The organism is Chryseobacterium jejuense (assembly GCF_017877355.1).
Taxonomy (GTDB): domain Bacteria; phylum Bacteroidota; class Bacteroidia; order Flavobacteriales; family Weeksellaceae; genus Chryseobacterium; species Chryseobacterium jejuense_A.
The window spans coordinates 72,854-93,642 of the sequence record NZ_JAGIPR010000004.1 but is presented as its reverse complement, the minus strand read 5'-3'; the positions used below and the strand labels follow the sequence as shown (position 1 = coordinate 93,642).

Sequence of the window (20,789 nt, the reverse complement as noted above, 5' to 3'; positions counted from 1 at the left end):
CAAAAAGAGAAGCAATTTGCTTCTCTTTTTTATTTATAAGGAATTCTTACTTTTTTCAGTTAATCATATTTTAATCTGAATGATTGTCTGTGGTGTATTGTTGGTCCATGTTTGATGAGCGCTTCCTGATGCTTTTTTGTAGCATATCCGAAATTGGTATTCCAGCCATACTCTGGGTATTCTTCATGAAGTTCAATCATTAATCTGTCTCTGTAATTTTTTGCAAGAATAGAGGCTGCAGCAATAGATAGAACTTTTGAATCACCTTTAATGATGCACTGATGAGGAATATAATTATAAGGATGAAATTTATTACCATCTACCAGAATAAGCTCCGGTGTTATCGTGAGTTGGTCTAACGCTCGATGCATGGCATGAATACTTGCATTAAGAATATTGTGTTCATCAATAAATGCTGGTGGTAGTTCTGCAATAGCATAGTTTTTCACATTATCCTTGATGTAGCTGTCCAGATCCATTCTGGTTTTAAACGTTAGTTTTTTTGAATCATTAACCAGATTCTGTTTGAAATCATCATCTAAAATGACAGCTGCCGCAACTACCGGCCCGCTTAAACAACCTCTTCCTACTTCATCACATCCCGCTTCGATGTAACTGTCTGTCCATTTATGTAATAATTCCATGTTTATATGTGATATACGAGCTGTAAAATTAAAAAAAACGAATGTATTAGCTTCATATTTTGATTGTTTTTATGAAAACAGTCAAGAATAGAAATATGACCAGTTGAGTATAAGTTAAAAACTGAATTTTATAGTGAATACCAGGAAACAAACTGATATTACAAAATATAAATCTGTTTTTTTGAAAGTATTTTATTTATGATTTTATTATATTAATTTATTCATATTTTTTATTGAAACTGTAATCTATTTTTCGCTGTTTGCTCGACGTTTTTAGCCTTTTTGGGGAGTAAAAAAAATATATGCTCAGCATTGCATGTGGATGAAAAACGTAAATTTTATTCTAATAATAGTGATTTATACTATTGTAAACCAAAGTGTTAATGCGGTTTACGGTAAATATGAATATAGAAAATATCAATAATTGACGTCATTGATGTATTCAAAATAAAATATCGATTAATTTTCCTTGTTTTTGTTAAAAAGAGCGATTTTAACTTAATTTAATAGTTTATTGTCTGTATTAATTTGTAATTATTGAATAATCAATATTTTTTTCAAAAAATTCTTTGTGTTGTTAGGAAAGTTTTACAAATTTGTAGGGTACAAAATTAATTTGATATGAAGAAACTAACAACAGGTCTTCTTGTTTTAGTATTGACTTCTTCTATTGCAGTTGCAAATGCTCAGCAAAAGAAGGACACTATTAAAACAAAAGAAATTGAGGGCGTAGTAGTAACCGCTCTTGGTATTAAAAGAGAAAAAAAATCACTGGGTTATGCTTCGGAGGAAGTAAAAGCAGCGGAATTAACTGGCGGAACTACTAATACAGGAAACGTAGCGTCTCTTCTATCAGGGAAGGTAGCCGGTCTACAGGTAAATACAAACAACAACTTCGGTGGATCTTCCAACCTTTTGATCAGAGGATATAAATCCTTATCAGGAGGATCTCCGCTTATTGTAATTGATGGATCTCCAGTAAATAATACAACTGTTTCAACGGGGGCTTCATTTGACTACGGGAACTTCCTGTCTGATATTAATCAGGAAGATATTGAGTCCATCAACGTTTTGAAAGGTGCAGCAGCATCCGCTCTTTATGGAGAAAGAGGTAGTGACGGGGTAATCCTAATTGTTACTAAAAGTGGAAAAGGAAATGATGATGGTAGTTGGGGAGTTACCTTAACTTCAGGAATTACAGCTGGATTTATTGATAAGTCTACCTTCCCTAAGTACCAAAATAAATATGGTGCCGGTTATGTAAGAGACTCTTGGAATGAAGATCCAGGTCCTGGAGGTTATAACTATGCAAACTTTGTAGATGATGCATCTTATGGTCCTAGATTTGATCCTAATCAATTAGTATATCAATGGGATTCCTATGATCCTCATTCACCTAATTTTGGTAAAGCAACGCCTTGGGTTGCTGCTAAGAATGGGCCAATTAAATTCTTTGAAACACCAATCACTTATGTTAATACAGTTACAGTAGAGAAAGGAAATAAGACCTCAAATCTTTCCTTATCTTACTCTAATATGCTTTCCAATGGTTTGATGCCAAACTCAGAATTGAGAAAGAATACAATCTCAGCAAGATTTAATCACGATTTTACAGATAAATTACATGCCTCAGTTTTCACTACTTTAACGCTACAGGATACAAAAGGTAGAAATGAAACAGGGTATTCTGATAACCTTATTTCAGGTTTCAGACAATGGTGGCAGACCAACGTAGATGTATTGGCATTAAGAGATGCTTATCAGAATAATGGTGGTAGTAATTTCTCATGGAATAGATCATCATCTGAGAATGCGACTCCTCAGTACTGGAATAACCCTTATTTCCAAAGATATCAAAACTATCAGTCTGATAACAGAACAAGAATATTCAGTTATGCACAGTTGAAATATGATATTTCCAAGAATTTTGGAATTACAGGTAAATTATCCTATGATGATTTGCAAATGGTTGTAGAAGAAAGAGTAATGAACGGATCTCTACCACAGGTATTTGGAGCATCAGGGCTGAATGTAGGTTCCGGGTATGCCAGAACTAACGTGAAAAATTCCGAATTAAACTTCGATTTATTCTTCAACTATAAATTCAATATTACTGAAGATCTGAATGTGAGTGGGATTGCAGGAGGGAATGTTAGAAGGAATTTGATTGATAATGTATATATGAGTACTGAAGGTGGATTATCTAAACCAGGATTGTTTGCCATTTCGAATTCAGTAAGAACAATACTTCCTCCAGATGAAAATTATTCAAAATGGGTAACTTCAAGTTTCTATGCAACAGCATCTTTTGGATATAAGAATTTCTTATTCGTAGATGCTACTTATCGTCGTGATCAGTCTTCAAACTTACCTAAAGCCAATAACAGCTATGGTTATCCATCTGTAACGGGAGCAGTAGTACTTTCTGAATTAGTGAAACAGCCATGGTTAAGCTTCTGGAAAGTAAGAGCCAACTATGCTGAAGTAGGTTCTTCTACGGATAATTATAGATTGGTTAATACATTTAAAGCAAGAGGTGAAGGACTATTTGACCAGCCGTCTTTCCTTGCCAATCCGAATTTAAAACCTCAGAGATCAAAAGAAACCGAATTTGGTATGGAGGCGCAATTCTTCAAAAACAGATTAGGATTTGATGTTGCGATCTATAAAACAAAAACATTTGATCAGATCATCAACTTACCAGTATCTCCTGCTACAGGATATAGAACATTCCTGGTAAATGCCGGACAGATTGATAATAAAGGGGTCGAAGTTCAATTGAATGGTGTACCATTTAAATCAGATAACTTTACATGGGAGGTTAATGTTAACTGGTCTAAGAATGAGAACAAAGTAATCGCATTAAATGGAAACTCCCAAAACTACCTATTAGCGAGATACCAAAACGGAGTTACTCTTAACGCTAGAGTAGGAGAAGCTTTTGGAGCCCTTGTAGGATCAGATTATCTTTACGATGCTAACGGACAAAAAGTAGTAAGTGCAACTAACGGAAGATATTTGAGAAATGATAATCAAATTATCGGAAACGTTACACCAGACTGGGTTGGAGGGGTAAGAAACAGCTTCCGTTATAAAGATTTCTCACTAAGTTTCCTTATTGACGTTAAACAAGGTGGTGATGTATTCTCTCCGGATATGGGATATGGGATCGCAACCGGACTATATGAAGAAACAGCAGATTATAGAGAAAGCGGAGTAGTTAATCCAGGTGTAAATCCAAACGGAAATGTAAATACAACACCTACGGCTCAGCCTCATATCGGAGGACGTGTAGATGGATATAATGCAATGCCTAATAAGAGATTTGTTTATGATGCTTCTTATGTGAAATTAAGAGAAGCTAGTATTGGATACAATTTACCAAAGTCTATTTTAGCGAATACAGGTATCAGAGATGCTAAAATTTCTATTGTAGGCAGAAACCTTTGGATTATCCATAAAAATTTACCTTATGCAGATCCGGAAACGGGAACTGGTAACGGATTGGCTGCTAAAGGACAGTCAATTGGATCGCTGCCAACCACTCGTGATATTGGTATTGATGTAACTTTAAAATTCTAAAAAAATGAAAAAAATATTTTTAATCATAGGGCTTTCTTCATTAGCATTAACGTTTACTTCGTGTGAAAGAGACATTACTTCACTGAATGAAGATCCAAAACATCCAACAGAAGTTCCTTCAGGAGTGCTTTTTGCAAGTGCTGAACATGCTTTGATGGATCAGATGTTATCAGCAAGCGTTAACCGTAATATTTCCAGATTCTTTACTCAGCAATGGTCTGAGACAACCTATCCGGATGAGACAAACTATAATATGACGGCGAGACCAATTCCTGGTAACCATTATAATCGTATGATGGCGTCAGCATCTGCTACAATCCCTTCTCCAGGAGTTTTGTCTGCACTAAGAGATGCCAGAAGGTTTCTTGAAAAAGAGGATGTAGATCCTGTAAAGAAAAAGAATAACATCGCAATGATTGAATTAGTAAATGTGTATGCATGGGCTAATTTAGTAGATACTTTTGGGGATGTGCCTTATTTCGGAGCATTAAAAGCTACAGCAGATAATCCAAATAATATGGCTGAAATTCCATATGATGATGCTAAAACGATCTACTTGGATCTTATTAAGAGAATTGATGCAGCTATTGCCATGATGGATACTTCTGTAAAAGGATATGACAGAGATCTGATTTATAAAGGAGATATGGTTAAGTGGAAGAAAATGGCTAACTCTTTAAAGTTCAGAATGGCAGTTACATTGGCAGATGTTGAGCCTGCGCTTGCTAAGACTTATGCAGAAGCTGCATTTAATGGAGGACTATTCACTGATAAGAGTGATAACTTCGGGTTGCAGACTTTCCCTTCAGGATTATTATCTAACCCTGTTTATCAGGATGTAATTCAGTCTGGTAGAAATGACTTTTTACCTTCAGATGTATTGGTTGATTTTATGAATACTACCAATGATCCAAGAAGAGATGTTTGGTTTACCAAACTTAAAGGGGCCTATGTGGGCGGACTTTATGGTGAAAATAATGTTTTTGATGACTATTCTCACTTTACAGATGTTATTTCAGGGGAAAATGCTCAAGGATTTTTATTGGACTATACTGAAATTATGTTTTTGAGAGCAGAAGCTGCTGCAAGAAATTTTAGTGTAGGTGATAATGCTGCTAATTTGTATGGGCAAGCGATTAAAGCTTCTGTAGTGGAATATGGAATGCCTGATACTGCAGCAGCTACAATTATTGCTAATAATCCATTTAATGCTGCGAACTGGAAAAAATCCATCGGAGAACAGTCTTGGGTAGCAATGTTTAATAAAGGATTCCAGGCATGGAATTTTACAAGAAGATTAGACTTTCCTGTATTTGTGAACCCAGCAGGTTCAAGAGTGGAAGGAGTTCCTGTCAGAATGTTTTATCCTGTTGATGAATACTTGGTAAATAGCAGCAATGTTAAGGCTGCCGCTGCTAAAATTGGTGGTGATAAAGTAACTACAAAAATCTTTTGGGATAAATTTTAAATTAATAATGTAAATAGAGTATATGAGGTTTTTTATAGGAATTCTTCTTTTATTAGGAGTTGCATCATGTTCAAGTGATGACGATGCGAATGTAATTGTACAGGAGGTACAAGTTAATGGAAACTGGCAACCGTATAAATATGAATACAGAGGTAAAGACGTTCAGCTTAATGACTGTGACCGTAAAGGGCAGCTGCTTATCAATGCTGATTTCTCTGGAGTATATGAAAGATATTCTATTGTAGAACCTACTGGTAACTGTAATAAAGTAGAGTCTTATACAGGTAAATGGACCTATGATAAAATGAATCATATTCTTACTCTTACTTATACGGAAGGAGGAACTTCGAAAACATTAACAAAAGAAGTTGACGGATATTCAGAAACCGAACTCAGAATACTTGACAACAGTAAAAACTTAGATAATGTGCCTGGAAATGATGAAGGAATATTAGTTTTTAGAAAAGGATAAATATTCTTATAAGATAAAACCACCTTCGGGTGGTTTTTATTTTTTTATAGTATCTATATGAAAAAAGAGGTCTTTATGACCTCTTTTTTTATCCACCGCAATTTACAGATTTTGGTACACAGGCTCCCCATTCCTGGCATTGTTTATAGCCATCAGGGCATCTTCCCCATGGTTCGCAGCAAGGTGCATTTCCTGCAGTAATTTTTTTAAGGCTAGTTTTCGTGATTTTCTTTAGATTTTTCATAATAAAGTTTGGTTTGATTAGATAATAAATATATAAAAAATATAGACAAGGCTTTGATTTTCAAAATAATTATTCAAAAATATTCCAAATAATTGAATGTCTTCCTTTGCATTGTAGACTTGTCTTTTTTATTTCACTAAATTTGTACTTTAAATTTTGAGATGAATATTAAAGATATTATAGAACAAAAACTTTCAGAGGTCATTTTAAATGTATATCAGTTAAAAGACATCAATCTGGAAATTCAGGAAAATAAAACGGAATTTGAAGGTGACTTTACCATCGTTACTTTTCCGTTGGTAAAACAATTGAAGAAAAATCCTGAAAGCATCGGGGTTGAACTAGGAGAAGCTTTAACAGAGCAGACTGATATTTTTGAAAGCTTTAATGTGGTAAAAGGATTCCTTAATGTTAAGGTTAAAAACCAACTGTTTGTGGATAACTTCAGATCTGTTCAAAATGGTTTTTCAACAATAGATAAAAAAAATGCTACCGTAATGGTAGAATATTCTTCACCAAATACTAACAAGCCACTGCATTTAGGACATATCAGAAATAACCTGTTAGGATTCTCTGTGGCTCAGATCTTGAAAGAGGCAGGATATGATGTCGTTAAAACCCAGATCATCAATGACAGAGGGATTCATATCTGTAAATCTATGTTGGCCTGGGAGAAATTCGGGAACGGAGAAACTCCTGAGACAACCCATACTAAAGGAGATAAATTTGTTGGAAACTACTATGTAGAATTTGACAAAAACTATAAGAAAGAAATTACTGAACTTGTAAGCCAAGGGGTAGGGGAAGAGCAGGCTAAAAAAGAAGCCCCAGTAATGAAAGAGGCTCAAAAAATGCTTTTGGACTGGGAAAATGGAGATGAAACGGTGAGAAACCTTTGGGCAGAGATGAATTCATGGGTATACAAAGGATTCAATGAAACGTATAAGAGATTAGGCGTTGACTTTGATCAGGTTCAGTATGAAAGCAATACTTATATTTTAGGAAAAGATCTTATCCAGACAGGTTTAGATAAAGGAGTTCTATATCAAAAAGAAGATGGTTCTGTTTGGTGTGATCTGACAGATGAAGGACTTGACCAGAAATTATTGTTACGTTCTGATGGTACTTCGGTTTATATGACCCAGGATTTAGGAACTGCTGTAGAGCGTTTTAAGCAAAACAATATTCAGAAACTTATCTATACGGTAGGTAATGAGCAGGATTATCATTTCCAGGTTCTATTTAAGATCCTGAAAAAATTAGGATATGAATGGGCAGATCAGTTATTCCACCTTTCTTATGGAATGGTTGAATTACCGGAAGGAAAAATGAAATCCCGTGAAGGAACTGTAGTTGATGCTGATGATTTAATGCAGGAAATGTATGAAACAGCAAAATCTAAAGCTCAGGAACTAGGAAAGCTTGAAAGCCTTTCTGAAGAAGATAAAGAAGCATCTTACGAAACGGTAGGATTAGGAGCTTTAAAGTATTTCATGCTGAAAGTTGATCCTAAGAAAAAAATGCTTTTCAATCCTGCTGAAAGTATCGATTTTAATGGAAATACAGGACCGTTTATTCAATATACTTACGCTCGTATTCAGTCATTGTTATCAAAAGCAGCGTTTGCATATACTGAAACTGCCGATGTAACTTTGAATCAGTTTGAAAAAGAACTAATCATGCAGTTGGCTAACTTTAAAACAGTAGTGGCAAAATCTGCTGAAACGTTAAGTCCTGCTTTAGTTGCAAACTATGTATATGACCTTGTAAAATCGTATAACTCATTCTATCAGAATAATCCGATTCTGAATCAGGATGATGAAAATATCAAACAATTCCGTCTGAATCTATCAGACCTTGCCGCAAAAACGATCAAAAAATCGTTAGAGTTGCTGGGAATAGGAACTGTAAACAGAATGTAAAAAATGAGCCTCCTGATTTCAGGAGGCTTTTTTGTATTGATATCCTTAGTGATCTAGAAGTTGCTGATTTTTTTAACGAATCTGAAACCTTGAATCATCTAACTCACACCCCATACCACAATCATTCACTCTTCTCCTCATGCATCTGTTTCAAACTGTCTGCATACAGTTTGGCGGCACTCCATCGGGCATGTTTGGACAAGGTGACTTTATAACCTCTTTTGTAGGTATAGACTTTAGTGAATTTGGCTCCAAAAAATATAAGCATACAGGAGTAATTAATCCACATCATAATCAGAATTACGGTTCCCGCAGCTCCGAATGCTGAAGTAGGTTTAACCTGATTAAAATAAAGACTCAGTAGAAATTTTCCCAATGTAAATAAAACTGTTGTTAAAAAAGCTCCCCGCCAAACAGATTTCCAGCTGATCTGTACATCAGGAAGAACTTTAAACATCAGAGCAAATAAGAGCATGACGAGCCCAAAACCAATCGAAAAATTAACAATCTCAACAAGAAGGTAGGTTTCAAATCCAAAATATTGCGTGATGATTTTATTAAAAAGACTGATTAATGAAGATAGAACCATGGTAATCATGAGCAGAAATCCAAGAATCAGAATCATCCCAAGTGAATTGGCTCTATCCAGTAAAAACTTAAGTAAAGCTTTCTTGGGAGCAGATTCTACATCCCAAAGTGCATTTAATGAAAGCTGAAGTTGAAAGAATAGAGTAGTGGAACCAAAAACCAATGCTCCTACCCCTACTGCTTTCATAAAAACATTCTGTTTATCAATTAAGGCTCCTGCAAGCATTCCTTCGATACTTTTGGCTACATCAGGACCCATAATTCCAATGATTTGGGTACTTATCTGTCCGCGGATAGCTTCTTCCCCAAAGAAATTACCCAATACCCAGATAATAATAATTAATAATCCCGGGATGGAAAAGATAGCATAATAGGCAAGACTTGCTGAATCTTTTGATGCAGAAGAATTGTTCCATTCTGTAAAGGTGTCCTTGAGGACTTCCCAGAAAAACTTAATATTATGAATCATCTTAAAATGGATATCCGATGGCAATATTTAAAACAAGATTATCTTTTCTCCAGCTTGAGTCTCCGAAATTGATTTTATCGAAAGCCCACCTGTCTCCTTTCTGATAATAAGGAACTCTCAGTGGCATAGCAAGGTCCAGTCTTAGAACCAAGATGGAAAAATCCAGCCTCAGACCTACTCCGGCTCCTACCGCAATTTCATTTAAAAAGTCTTTTGAAAATTTAGCACCCGGTCTGTTTTCATCGTCGTGAAGCAGCCAGATATTTCCGGCATCTACAAAAACTGCTGCATTGATGAATTTGTATAGGTTAGCACGGTATTCAGCATTCAGTTCCAGTTTAATATCTCCGGACTGATCAAAATAAGTTCCTGGATCCATCGTTCTTGGGTCAAAACTTCCCGGACCTAGTGTTCTTGCACGGAAAGCTCTGATGCTGTTACTTCCTCCAGAGAAAAACTGCTTGGAGAAAGGAACAAATTCTGAGTTTCCATAGGGATAGGCAATTCCTGCAATGAGCCTTGTTGCTAATGAAGATTTCTCCGTAAGCTTATGATAAAATCTAAAATCATTTTCAATCTTAGCATATTGACTGAAAGGGATGCCGAAGATCTTTTTCTCTTTATCCTCTTTTACATTCGCTCCGGTAACCAAACCTGTGAGATTTCCTGCCAGATCAAGAGTGCCTTTATAATAAAAGGTATTCTTTCTCGGAAGCATAGTATTGGTGTAGGTGTATGAGTAAGTAGGACCAAAGATAAGCTGCTTTTGAACAATTCGTTTCATAGCTGGATTATTGACCGAGTTAGCTTCATATTCCGCGGTAACTTTTTCCGGAGAAACCAGGGTGATGTCAATTACTTTTAACTCATGTTCTTTTCGGGCATTTTCCTTCCATAAATATCCGAAGGAAGCAGTGAAATTATTAAGTGTGTAATATTTTGTCCTGTTCTGGAATTCATACCCCAATGTGATATTCGTTCTCGGAACAAATTCACTTGAAGAATGAAAACGGAAAGGAGCTACAATTCTTGGAATAGAAAGCTGAACATTGGTTCCGGCACGGAAAATATTATTCGCATCCTGAGCACCTCCCATCTGGAAGTCAAAAGCGCCATAGATAGATGCTTTAAATTGTTCTGCTCCTCTGAAGAAATTTCTATGGGTCCAGTTCAGATTAAGCTCACTACCTGCATAATTGGCGGAATTGGTTCTTCCTAATGCTTCAAGGCGTAAAGACTGAATTTGTCTTGGGGTTAATAAATAATAAGCATCAAATTTATGACTCAAAGAATCCGAAGTTACAAATTCATTTTTTACAAATTTGAATACTCCTAAACTGATTAACCGGTTCAGGGTAAGATTGTGATTGGAACGATTGTAAAGATCCCCCTTCTTAAAGTACAAAGCTCTGTCAAAAATCTTCGGTTTGAATTTATGCTGAGGATCAATCACGTAAATGTCATCAAATGCATGTTTACTCAGTGAATCCTTGTTCATCGGAACACTGTATTTCCCGTCTTTTACATCCTGAATATTATAATTCGGGAATACAATCACTTTATCAATGCTGAACTGTTGGGTGGCTAAAGGTGGAGTATTATCCTTTAACTTTACATTCAGTTCAACTTTATGGTTTTTGTTGACAGTACTGTCTGCCTGTACAATAATATTATCCGGATGGAAATAATAAAACCCTCTTTCCTTTAAATTGTTATCAATTCTTTCTCTTTCTGCTTTAATAACGTCCAGGTCAAATGGTCTTCCGTTTTTAAGAAGCGTCTTTCCGGCTATATTCTGGATTTCCTGATTAACAAGCGTAGAATCTTTTTGAAACTTGACACCATCAACCAAATATCTTGCTCCTGGTTTTAAGGTATAAATTACCTTAGCTTTTTTATTTTTTGAAACTGTATCATAAGTGGCTCTTGCATTGAAATATCCTTTGTTTTCAGAATAGTTTTCAATGATATCTTTATTGAATTCACGGTCTACATCTCCTAATAATACAGGCTTTTCACCCATTTTATATTTAAGCCAGTAATTGAATCCTTTGTCTTTTTTAGGTTCCTTGGCAATATTGTAGAAATAAAGCTTGGGACGCATTCCTAAAAACGTAGAATTCGGTTTTGGAGTAAGATTGGCTTCCAAAGCAGCCTGAAGGTCTTTTTTTTCTTTTTTGGAAATGGTGTCACTTTCAATCTTCACCTCAGCACCTGTATACAACATCTGGTTTTCTTTCAAAAACCTGGTATTACTACAGGAAACCACTGCCGAAGCTAATCCGGAAATCAACAGATATTTACAGTATGTTGGAAATGTATTACTCATTATTTAAATTCTACCACTTGATTGTTTTGATTCTTTTTAGGCTTCTTCTCTTTAGATTTCTGGAAAATCTCACGGAATTTGTCATAATCCAGAGTGATGATAAATCCAATTCCGGTTTCTATGATCTGCCCCTGAAGAGCCACTTGATATTCATCCTTACGATAAGCTCGCAACATATATCTTCCATCTTTGGAAAGACTGTAATCTACAGAAACATTTCCTGCAATATTGGTCATGTTTTCATTCTGACGGGCTTGTCCTTCCAATCCGAAATTACTTCCTACCGTTACTTTCAGCCTGTCATTCAATAATTTTTTACTGATGTCTACATTCAGATCGGTTCTTGTATTTTTCTGTCCGGTGGAATAATCTTCCGAAGAATCCAATCCGAAATTAAGATCTACGCCTTTAATAAGTCCTGATGCCAGATTATTCAACTGCTGAGAAAGAATTTTACTCACACTCTGTCTTGCCATCGTTTCCGCAGACATTCCTGCTCCGCTTTCAAATGGATTTTCTCCAATGAAACGGTTCAGAAGGAGTAAGGCAAATACCTGCTTATTCAATTCAGATTCCTGAGTTCTCAGCTGAGCCAGTTTCTGATCGATAACATCTTTAACATTGGATGATATAGCATTGTTCTTTTCATCTGTTGTAATATCAAAAGTAAGCTGTGGCTTTAACAGTTCGCCCTTCATTTTTAATAGTGTATTGAAAGGAACTCTCTGCTTATACTGATTCATAATGGAAGCACTTTCATTACTAATCTGCTGTTCCACAAGATCAATAGGAGGAGCTTCAGTTTTATACACTGCCGTAATATCCATAATCGCCATGGTAGGTTCTCCTGTCCAGGTGATGGTACTTCCTTTCTGGATATCAAATTTACGCTTCAGGAAACTCACCGAAAGGTCATAGCTTCCTTTGTTCACTTCATAAACTCCTACCAATGTGGTTTTTCCTGAAGGATCAATACCACCGGTTAATTCAGCTTCTCCTTGTAGCTGTACGAAATCACCATTTGCTTTATCAATAACGATTGATAGTTTCGCTTCTTTGCTTACTTCAATATTAACGCTTACATCCATTCCTTTGATGCGGCTTTGAGCATTCAGGGAATCTGTTTTGATTGTTTTGTTTAAAACTACCTGATCCTGGTCTACAAATTCTACAATACCATCTCTTTCCTGTAAAGAAGGATTAGATTGAGGAAGAACAAACGTGAAATCCGTATTATCTGCAACGCTCAGTCTTCCATCTACTTTTGGTAAGTCCAGATTTCCTCGGATACGAAGCCCTGCATCAATGGCAAGAATACCATACATCATGGCATCGTTTGATTTCTGTGAGTTAACCACCTTGAAATCCTTAGCGTTTACATTAAGATTGAATGCGAAATCTCTGTAGGTTTGGGTAAGAACCTGTCCGTCCACAACCAGAGCATTTCCATCCTTATCTTTGATCTTAAACTTATTGAATTCAATACCACGACTGGTAAAATCAATTTCATCATTCAGTTTTCTGAAATCACTTCCTGTTTTTGCAATTTCCAGCCCTGCATCATTAAACTTTACTTTTCCAAGAATATTCGGTTGGGCCGTTGTTCCTGTGATTTTCAGATTTCCGGAAAGATAACCTTCCGTATTCGTAATGGCATTCATAGAGAACCCTTGAATACTCTTCATTTGAAGTTGATTGATGGCCATATTCAGGTCGAAAGAACTTGAAGCGGTATTATAATCTCCAAGAATTCTTACATCATTATTGTTTCCGGAAAGGGCGATATCAGCATTTAGAAGTTTCGGTGAAGAATTGTTTACTTTTACTGCCAGATTTCCGACAGGGCTTCCATATACAATAAGATTGGAAACATTGAGATCAGAGGTGAAAGTCATATCTTTCATTACATCTCTAAGCTGGGCTGTTCCGTTAATGGTTCCTCTCGCCAGAACCGTATCTTTTTTGATCAATTCCGTAATGGTTTCGATTTTAAAATCTTTCAGTGCAATGTTCAAAGGGCTGCTTGGGCTTTCACTTTCTGACTGAATAGAAATTTCGCTTCCGCCATTACTTAATCTGAAATTATCTGCTAAAATTCCTTTTTTGCTGATCTGAATTTTATTGTTTTCAGCAATACTCCAATCGCTGTAGTTTAGTTTTAAACCATTTGGATTCAGGGAAACTTCTGTAATATCATTTAATGATTTTGCATTTCCGGCAATCAGGAATTGGGTAACATCTTTATCATCTTTGGTGGTGATATTATAGTTGATCGTATTGTCAGCAACATCCCCATCAATATTGATTTTTTTCAATGAAAAGCTCGAGCTTTTTAAAGCAGCAACGTTCAGTTTATATTGTAATGCCTGATTTTCATTAGTGATTTTTAATGTTCCTTTTTCAATGGTATTTTCACCATACAGCAATTGAGGAATCTGGCCATCCATCTCAATTTTTTGAGAATCGGCATCATAATTTCCTGCCAGGTTAATGGTTTCAAAGCTCTTCAGATCCGGAACAAATTTTCTGATCAGATCATCATTTTTAATTTTTGCCGTAAAGGTAAAATGCTGTCCCGGGTCAATTTTTTGTGTTTTATCCGGTTTCTGGAACTGATAATACTGATTAATGGTCTGCGTTAAAGCTCCAAAAATCTGTGTAAGTTTATATTTACCCTTCAGTTCAACATCTGCAATCTGAGAATTGAAAATGATCTGGGTGGAATCTGTAGTGGAAGAGGCTTTCAGATGAACTTCCCGTACAGGATACACTTCTTTGGTATCTGAAAAGGCAAAGTCTTTAAGGTTTAAATAGCCATTCAGGTTATTCGGATCCAAACTGGAAAAATCACCATCTATTTTTCCGGCAAGAATCATCGGTTTTTCGTAGAAGCCAAGTTTGTTGACATCCAGTTTGATGACCTCTCCATTCACTTTGACAGTCGGATTTTTTTCATCATAAATTCCTGAAGCGCTTAGCAATAAGCTGGCGTTAGGATCTTTTGAATTTAAAACAATATCGTAAGCTCCTTTGTTGACCTTACCGGTTAAGTCCATATTCTGATAGCGGTAGCCTTTGTAAGTGGCCGAAGCAACGTGCCCTTTTAAGCTGGCATTGGCATTTTTGAAATCAAAACTTTCTCCTTTAGCAGAAATCTGTGCGGTGATAGAACCTATCTCTTTATTCTGGATGATTTTTCCAACCTGTATACCCTGAAGATTGGCTTTTACATCATATAATTCATGATTTTTTCTACGCATATCCAAATTGGCAACAATGGCTGCATTTCCAAGGGTAGAGTAGAGATTGAGGTCTGTATTGACCATTTTAGTGGTTCCCTTTGCATTTCCTTTGATGCTGAAGGTTGATGGAAGGGAAATATTGGATGGAATTGTGTTCTTTGGAACTAAATTGAAAATCGTTTTAGCGTTGGAAGAAAATTCTCCGATTCTTAAGTCGTAATGCAACTGATCGGGATTCATTGCATTTTTAACTCTTCCGGATGCATTCACTCTTAACTGATCCAGTCCTGAAACTTTAAGATTCTGGATTAAAAGATCATTTACGCTTCCTTTTACATTCGCATTAACATTCAGGATAGCATTTGGGTATTTATTGAATGGAACCGTATTTTTTAAAGTAGGAACCAGATTTAAAATATCAGAAAACCCGATTTTGGAATCTTTAATATTAGCGGAAATCTTTACAGCACCCAAATTGGAAGTCAGCTGATCGATGGAGTTGTAATTTAAAATAACCTCATCGCGTAATAAAGTTTTTGGAGTTTGCAGATAAAGGTCTTTCAGATACGCTTCTTTTTCTGCATATACAAAATCCGTATTGAATTTCTGGATATCCAGACCTCTTGCCTCCTGAATTTCTGCTGAATTAACCGTTCCTGCAAAGGTATTGTTCTCCATTTTAAAACTTCTCACCTCCACATTCATTTTAGAGAAGTTCAGGTGATTGAAGTCTATACCTTGTTTAGTAGGAGCAATGGCGGTATTGTTATAGGCTACTTTTACATCATTTACAACCAACTTTCCTAAAAGAAGCTGCATAGCCTTATCCTGGTCGGAAACTTTGGATAGTTCCGGTTCTTTTTTATTTTTCGGATTGGCATTTTGAGCCGGAAGATAAAGATTGGCATTGATGTCTGCACCGGAAAGGAATACATTACCAACGTTGAATGCATTATTTTCCAGATCAAGCTTGTTGATTTTTGTGCTTAATTCTTTGAATACAACTTTAGCGTAGGTTTTTGTATTTTCATCACCGTAGTCAATATCAAAATTAGTAAGCTTGATTCCTCTTAAGCCAATATTCATAGGCTTTTTTTCATTCAGAGAATCTACTTTTTTCTCAACCTTTTTGGATACTTCTTCTACAATGCCCTGTTTAAGTTTTAATTTTAATCCATCAAGATTAATATCATTAACAGCATAGGTATTTTTATTGAGATCGAATTTCTTTACCCTAGTATCAAAAGATTTAAAATAAAGATTAATGTCATTCTTCGACTGCTGGTCATTGAAAGTAATGCCAACATCTTTTAAAGTGATTTTATCGAGAGAAATAATGAAAGCTTTGGAAGTACTTTCTTCCTTATCACTAGTTGCAAAGGCATCAATGATATAATCGAAATTGAATTTACCATCCGGTTTTCTGACTACATTGGCTCGGGCGCCTTCCAAATCTACAGAAGTAATATCTGCTGTAGAGTTGATGAGCTTCAGCATATGTAAGCCTACATCCAGTTTTTTTACCGCTAAAAGGGTGTCAACATCCTGTCCTTTGAGGTAAAGGTTTTCCATCACAAGACTGTTGGGGAATCCGATGTAGACTCTTTCCAGACTTACCTTGGTTTTAATTTTTTGCTCCAGATAGACAATTAGTCGGTCTTTGATGAAGTTTTGAACAGCAGGAAGTCTTAAGCTTAAGATCAACAGGGTAAGAATTACCAATATTGAAATAAAGGTTATTGCAATACGCCTTAAAAGTTTGGTAGTGTTGATTTTCAGTTTCAAAAGTGAGAAGGTTTCTAACAAAGATAATAATACTATTTTATATGGTCTTTGTTGTGATACCCTTTGCGAATACAAAAATCCTGCCTTGGCTGCCTTATTATGGAATTTTTAGTTGTAGTTGTCAAGTGAATAGTTGAGTAAGGCGAACCAAAGCGCGGATTTTATTTTTTAAAAAGCCCCCTTTTATCATTTTTAATGTTGAAAAGGTTAGTTAGCAAAAATGAAAATTCAAATGTTATTGTAGTTGCAAAGGGGGCTTGGCATGGTTTATATAAATTAAGATAATAAATTTTCTAGTTGTTGCCGTTTTCCCATTTCACGTCTTCTCCCTGTGGTGCGGCACCACCCTGAGCTTGGGTAATAGGAGCGGTTTCCTGGTTGATATGATAAATATAGGCTGCAATTTTTTCTGCATCTCTTCCGGTAATGGTTCCTTCCTTAATGAAAGGTCTCATCGTAGGATTGTTTGGAGAACCGTTTTCAAGCATCCAGAAAACATTTTTAAATAAACTTTTTTCTTTAATGTTGATCCAGTGTGTATCGGTAAGGTTAGGACCAATACCTCCTTTTCCTCCGTCTCCGTGACAGGTTACACAGTTGGTTTTAAACAATTCCTGACCTTCTGCGATATTATCTGCACTATATTTTGCGGACTCCAGATTAATCTGCGGAGCACTTTTTTCATACTCTTCAATAGAAGCCAGCATCATTTTAGATTCTTTTGTGTATTCAGCTTCCGGGTGGGCATAATCTGTGAAAGAAAAAGCTACCAGATACACGGCGCAGAAAATACATCCGAACCAGAACAGACCTATCCACCATTTTGGAAGAGAATTGTCAAGCTCTGTAATTCCATCAAAACCGTGGTCGATCAGGATATCTTTTTCCTCTGTAGCAGATTGTTTTTTGAAAGCAGAGTTCCAAAGCTTCTGATAATAAGGAACACTTTTTTCTTCCAGATACTGTTTTTTCTCTTCCTCAGAAAGTCTGCTGAAACTTTCGTTTTCAATCATGTCTCCAATGGAGTTCATAATCATCAGCAGGATAATCGCAATCAATATCAGTGCCCAGAAAAACGGGGAGGAAAAATATCCTGAATCACTGGCGAACATTTCAAAGGCCATGATTGTTAAGCCTATCGTTGTTGCGATATATATTGAAATTGGGGTTCTCGTTTTCATTACATCAATTTTTAATGATTACTCTGCACTTGCGGTTTGGATCTGTGTCGTTTTAATATCGGTTCCTAATCTTTGCAGATAGGCGATCATTGCTACAATTTCTCTTTGTTCAAGCGGTACATAGGAAGCTCCTTTTGCTGTTTTTTCTTTTGCCATCTGATCTTTTACATCATTAGCTTCGGAATAAATTCTCTGTACAATAGCTTTTGACTGGTTGTCTGCCCATTGGTTGGCAGAATCAATCTGAGCTTTTGTATAAGGAACATCAAATGTGTTTTTCATTAACTTCATTTTATCCACCATTTGAGTACGGTCCAGTTTATTGGTGATTAACCAAGGGAAACGTGGCATGATAGAACCTGCAGAAGTAATTCTTGGGTTGTACATGTGCTTAAAGTGCCATGAATCCGGGTTTCTGCCTCCTTCTCTGTGAAGGTCCGGTCCTGTTCTTTTAGAGCCCCAAAGGAATGGCCTGTCGTAGATAAATTCCCCAGCTTTTGAGTACTGGCCGTTCTTTCCTTCAAATCTTACTACTTCATCACGGAAAGGACGGATCATCTGAGAGTGGCAGGAGTTACATCCCTCACGGATATATAAATCTCTTCCTTCCAGCTCCAATGGGGTGTATGGTTTCACTGCAGTGATGGTAGGAACACTTTGCTTCAGTGATAAGGTTGGAACAATTTCTACAAGTCCACCAATCGCAATAGTAATGAAAGCCAGGATAGAAAGTAGGGTAGGTGTTCTTTCCAACCAAAGGTGTACGCCTTCGCCTTCTTTTCTTGTTCCCCCGATATTGGCTAATGCCGGAGCTTCCGCAGGAACATTTTTCTGGAATGAACCCACTTTAATAGTTTTGATGACGTTGATAACCATTAAAATCGCTCCTGAAAGATATAGAATACCTCCTAAGAATCTCATTTTAAAGTAAGGAATAATCGCAGTTACTGTATCTAACCAGTTTTTCCACAATAATGTTCCGTCCGGGTTGAATTGTTTCCACATTAATCCTTGGGTAAACCCTGAAATATACATGGGTACTGCGTAGAAAATAATTCCTAATGTTCCTAACCAGAAGTGCCAGTTAGCCAATTTTACAGACCACAGTTTAGTTCTCCACATGATTGGAACCAGGTAATATACCACTCCGAATGCCATGAAACCATTCCATCCAAGAGCTCCTAAGTGTACGTGACCGATAACCCAGTCTGTATAGTGACCAATTTTATTTAAAGATTTTGTTGCCAATAAAGGCCCTTCGAAAGTAGCCATCCCATAACAGGTAACTGCTACCACGAAGAATTTAAGGATAGGATTTTCTCTTACTTTATCCCAAGCTCCTCTTAATGTAAGAAGACCATTCAGCATTCCTCCCCATGATGGTGCAATCAACATGATAGAGAAGCCGGTTCCTACAGCCTGTGCCCATGCCGGTAATGCTGTATATTGCAGATGGTGAGGGCCAGCCCAAAGGTATACAAAGATCAGCGACCAGAAGTGAATAATGGATAATTTGTATGAGAATACCGGTCGCTGAGCTGCTTTTGGCATAAAATAATACATAAGACCTAATACAGGGGTAGTTAATACGAATGCAACTGCATTGTGACCATACCACCATTGTACTAATGCATCTTTTACACCTGCATATACAGAATAAGATTTCCAGCTTGTGAAAGATAATGGAACTTCAAGATTATTGAAGATGTGAAGCATAGCTACAGCAATCCATGTGGCCAGATAAAACCAGATTGCTACATATAAATGTCTTACCCTTCTTTTAGCAATAGTTCCAAACATATTGATCCCGAATACAATCCATGAGAACGCAATTAAAATATCAATAGGCCACTCATGTTCAGCATATTCTTTAGAAGTATTGATACCCATTAAGAAAGTAATCACTACGGTTACGATCATAAACTGCCATGACCAGAAGTGAATCCATGAAAGAGTATCACTATACATTCTCGTTTTCAATAATCTCTGCATACTATAATAAGCACCGCAGAAGAAGGAGTTACAAACGAAGGCAAAAATAACGGCACTCGTGTGAAGCATTCTGATTCTTCCGAAGCCCATTGCTCCCTGAGTGTTAATCAATCCCTGAATATTACCCGAAGCTAAACTTTTAATTGTTGTGTCATCTGTACCGAATAAAAATTCAGGTAATTCAGGATAAAAAAGCATCAATGCGGCAGTAAGCCCAAGCAGAAATCCGACGAGTCCGAATGCAACTGTTGCATAGAGGAATGCCCTGACAATATTATTGTCATAATTAAATTTTTGCGTCTCCATAAATTCCAATAGTGTTTACCGAAGTGATATTTGCTCTGAAAATGGGTTATTTTTTGCCGTTTTCTATGTTAAAAGTAAATATCATGTAACGTGTATAATGTTTTGCCAAAGGTATTTATTAACTTTGTTGAAGGCTAATAGCTAAACTTCTAAAATATACCGAAAACTACTAAAACAGAAATGATGAAAATATGTGGACAAAATATCAGAAAAATTCGTAGGAGCAAAGATCTTACACAGGAATATATGGCTTTCGAAATGGGTATTTCCCAAAAGGCATATTCAGATATTGAGAACTCTAAGGTGAAGATCAATCTGGAAATCCTGACTAAAATCTCAGATATTTTAGAAATCAAACCTTCCGATATTTGCAGTATTTCTCATAAGTGTGGGACCGATGATGGTTATGAAAATAAATATCAGGGTCTTGTAGAGTATATGAAAAAGAATAATATCCCGATTCCAAATGAATATCTGGAGAATAGAAAATAATACAGATATCCTACACAGGATTTAAAATAATTATCCAATCAATCAGCCTTTACCATTGAGTGAAGGCTGATTT

General features: G+C 36.3%; 12 protein-coding genes. 5 read left to right on the top strand and 7 right to left on the bottom strand.

The annotated features are described in order from the left end of the window. Positions 1-59: 59 nt before the first annotated feature. Positions 60-644, bottom strand: coding sequence for a ribonuclease HII (locus J2772_RS09635; RefSeq protein ID WP_209916050.1), 585 nt, complete (start codon positions 642-644; stop codon positions 60-62). Between the two features lie 621 nt (positions 645-1,265). Between J2772_RS09635 and J2772_RS09630 the strand changes: the two genes are divergently transcribed. From J2772_RS09630 to J2772_RS09620, 3 genes are read left to right on the top strand one after another with little or no spacing between them, the layout of a single operon-like run. Next, positions 1,266-4,226, top strand: coding sequence for a SusC/RagA family TonB-linked outer membrane protein (locus J2772_RS09630; protein WP_209916048.1), 2,961 nt, complete (start codon positions 1,266-1,268; stop codon positions 4,224-4,226). 4 nt (positions 4,227-4,230) lie between these two features. Beyond that, the gene (locus J2772_RS09625) at positions 4,231-5,694 is read left to right on the top strand and encodes a SusD/RagB family nutrient-binding outer membrane lipoprotein (protein WP_209916046.1); all 1,464 of its coding nucleotides are present in this window, start codon (positions 4,231-4,233) and stop codon (positions 5,692-5,694) included. A 22-nt stretch (positions 5,695-5,716) separates the two neighbouring features. Next, positions 5,717-6,166, top strand: coding sequence for a lipocalin family protein (locus tag J2772_RS09620; protein ID WP_209916044.1), 450 nt, complete (start codon positions 5,717-5,719; stop codon positions 6,164-6,166). Positions 6,167-6,254: 88 nt separating this feature from the next. Here the strand turns inward: J2772_RS09620 and J2772_RS09615 are convergent, their stop codons facing one another. After that, the gene (locus J2772_RS09615) at positions 6,255-6,410 is read right to left on the bottom strand and encodes a bacteriocin-like protein (RefSeq protein ID WP_209916042.1); all 156 of its coding nucleotides are present in this window, start codon (positions 6,408-6,410) and stop codon (positions 6,255-6,257) included. Between the two features lie 161 nt (positions 6,411-6,571). Here J2772_RS09615 and argS point away from each other — a divergent pair, with 161 nt between their 5' ends. Next, positions 6,572-8,332, top strand: a complete 1,761-nt coding sequence (gene argS, locus J2772_RS09610; protein WP_209916041.1) for an arginine--tRNA ligase — start codon at positions 6,572-6,574, stop codon at positions 8,330-8,332. Between the two features lie 121 nt (positions 8,333-8,453). On the opposite strand, the gene J2772_RS09605 is transcribed toward argS, so the two are convergent. The 5 genes from J2772_RS09605 to ccoN all read right to left on the bottom strand — a co-directional run bounded on the left by J2772_RS09605 (position 8,454) and on the right by ccoN (position 20,224). Continuing rightward, positions 8,454-9,389, bottom strand: a complete 936-nt coding sequence (locus J2772_RS09605) for a YihY/virulence factor BrkB family protein (protein ID WP_209916039.1) — start codon at positions 9,387-9,389, stop codon at positions 8,454-8,456. 1 nt (position 9,390) lies between these two features. Further along, positions 9,391-11,718, bottom strand: coding sequence for a BamA/TamA family outer membrane protein (locus J2772_RS09600; protein WP_209916037.1), 2,328 nt, complete (start codon positions 11,716-11,718; stop codon positions 9,391-9,393). Beyond that, complete coding sequence (locus tag J2772_RS09595; RefSeq protein WP_209916035.1) at positions 11,718-16,745, bottom strand: translocation/assembly module TamB; 5,028 nt, start codon at positions 16,743-16,745, stop codon at positions 11,718-11,720. Before J2772_RS09595 ends, J2772_RS09600 begins: the two co-directional genes overlap by 1 nt. Before the next feature lie 293 nt (positions 16,746-17,038). Continuing rightward, a complete protein-coding gene (locus J2772_RS09590; RefSeq protein WP_209916033.1) occupies positions 17,039-17,926 on the bottom strand; it encodes a cbb3-type cytochrome c oxidase N-terminal domain-containing protein in 888 nt (295 codons plus the stop codon). A gap of 18 nt (positions 17,927-17,944) precedes the next feature. Then, positions 17,945-20,224, bottom strand: a complete 2,280-nt coding sequence (ccoN, locus tag J2772_RS09585) for a cytochrome-c oxidase, cbb3-type subunit I (RefSeq protein WP_045503174.1) — start codon at positions 20,222-20,224, stop codon at positions 17,945-17,947. 180 nt (positions 20,225-20,404) lie between these two features. On the opposite strand from ccoN, the gene J2772_RS09580 reads away from it, so the two are divergent. After that, entirely contained in the window at positions 20,405-20,716 is a 312-nt protein-coding gene (locus J2772_RS09580; RefSeq protein ID WP_245365199.1) for a helix-turn-helix domain-containing protein, read from the top strand. The last annotated feature ends 73 nt before the right edge of the window (positions 20,717-20,789 follow it).

Coding starts and splice junctions, on each gene's coding strand:
- J2772_RS09635 (WP_209916050.1), bottom strand. CDS start 644: ATGGAATTATTACATAAATGGACAGACAGTTACATCGAAGCGGGATGT.
- J2772_RS09630 (WP_209916048.1), top strand. CDS start 1,266: ATGAAGAAACTAACAACAGGTCTTCTTGTTTTAGTATTGACTTCTTCT.
- J2772_RS09625 (WP_209916046.1), top strand. CDS start 4,231: ATGAAAAAAATATTTTTAATCATAGGGCTTTCTTCATTAGCATTAACG.
- J2772_RS09620 (WP_209916044.1), top strand. CDS start 5,717: ATGAGGTTTTTTATAGGAATTCTTCTTTTATTAGGAGTTGCATCATGT.
- J2772_RS09615 (WP_209916042.1), bottom strand. CDS start 6,410: ATGAAAAATCTAAAGAAAATCACGAAAACTAGCCTTAAAAAAATTACT.
- argS (WP_209916041.1), top strand. CDS start 6,572: ATGAATATTAAAGATATTATAGAACAAAAACTTTCAGAGGTCATTTTA.
- J2772_RS09605 (WP_209916039.1), bottom strand. CDS start 9,389: ATGATTCATAATATTAAGTTTTTCTGGGAAGTCCTCAAGGACACCTTT.
- J2772_RS09600 (WP_209916037.1), bottom strand. CDS start 11,718: ATGAGTAATACATTTCCAACATACTGTAAATATCTGTTGATTTCCGGA.
- J2772_RS09590 (WP_209916033.1), bottom strand. CDS start 17,926: ATGAAAACGAGAACCCCAATTTCAATATATATCGCAACAACGATAGGC.
- ccoN (WP_045503174.1), bottom strand. CDS start 20,224: ATGGAGACGCAAAAATTTAATTATGACAATAATATTGTCAGGGCATTC.
- J2772_RS09580 (WP_245365199.1), top strand. CDS start 20,405: ATGATGAAAATATGTGGACAAAATATCAGAAAAATTCGTAGGAGCAAA.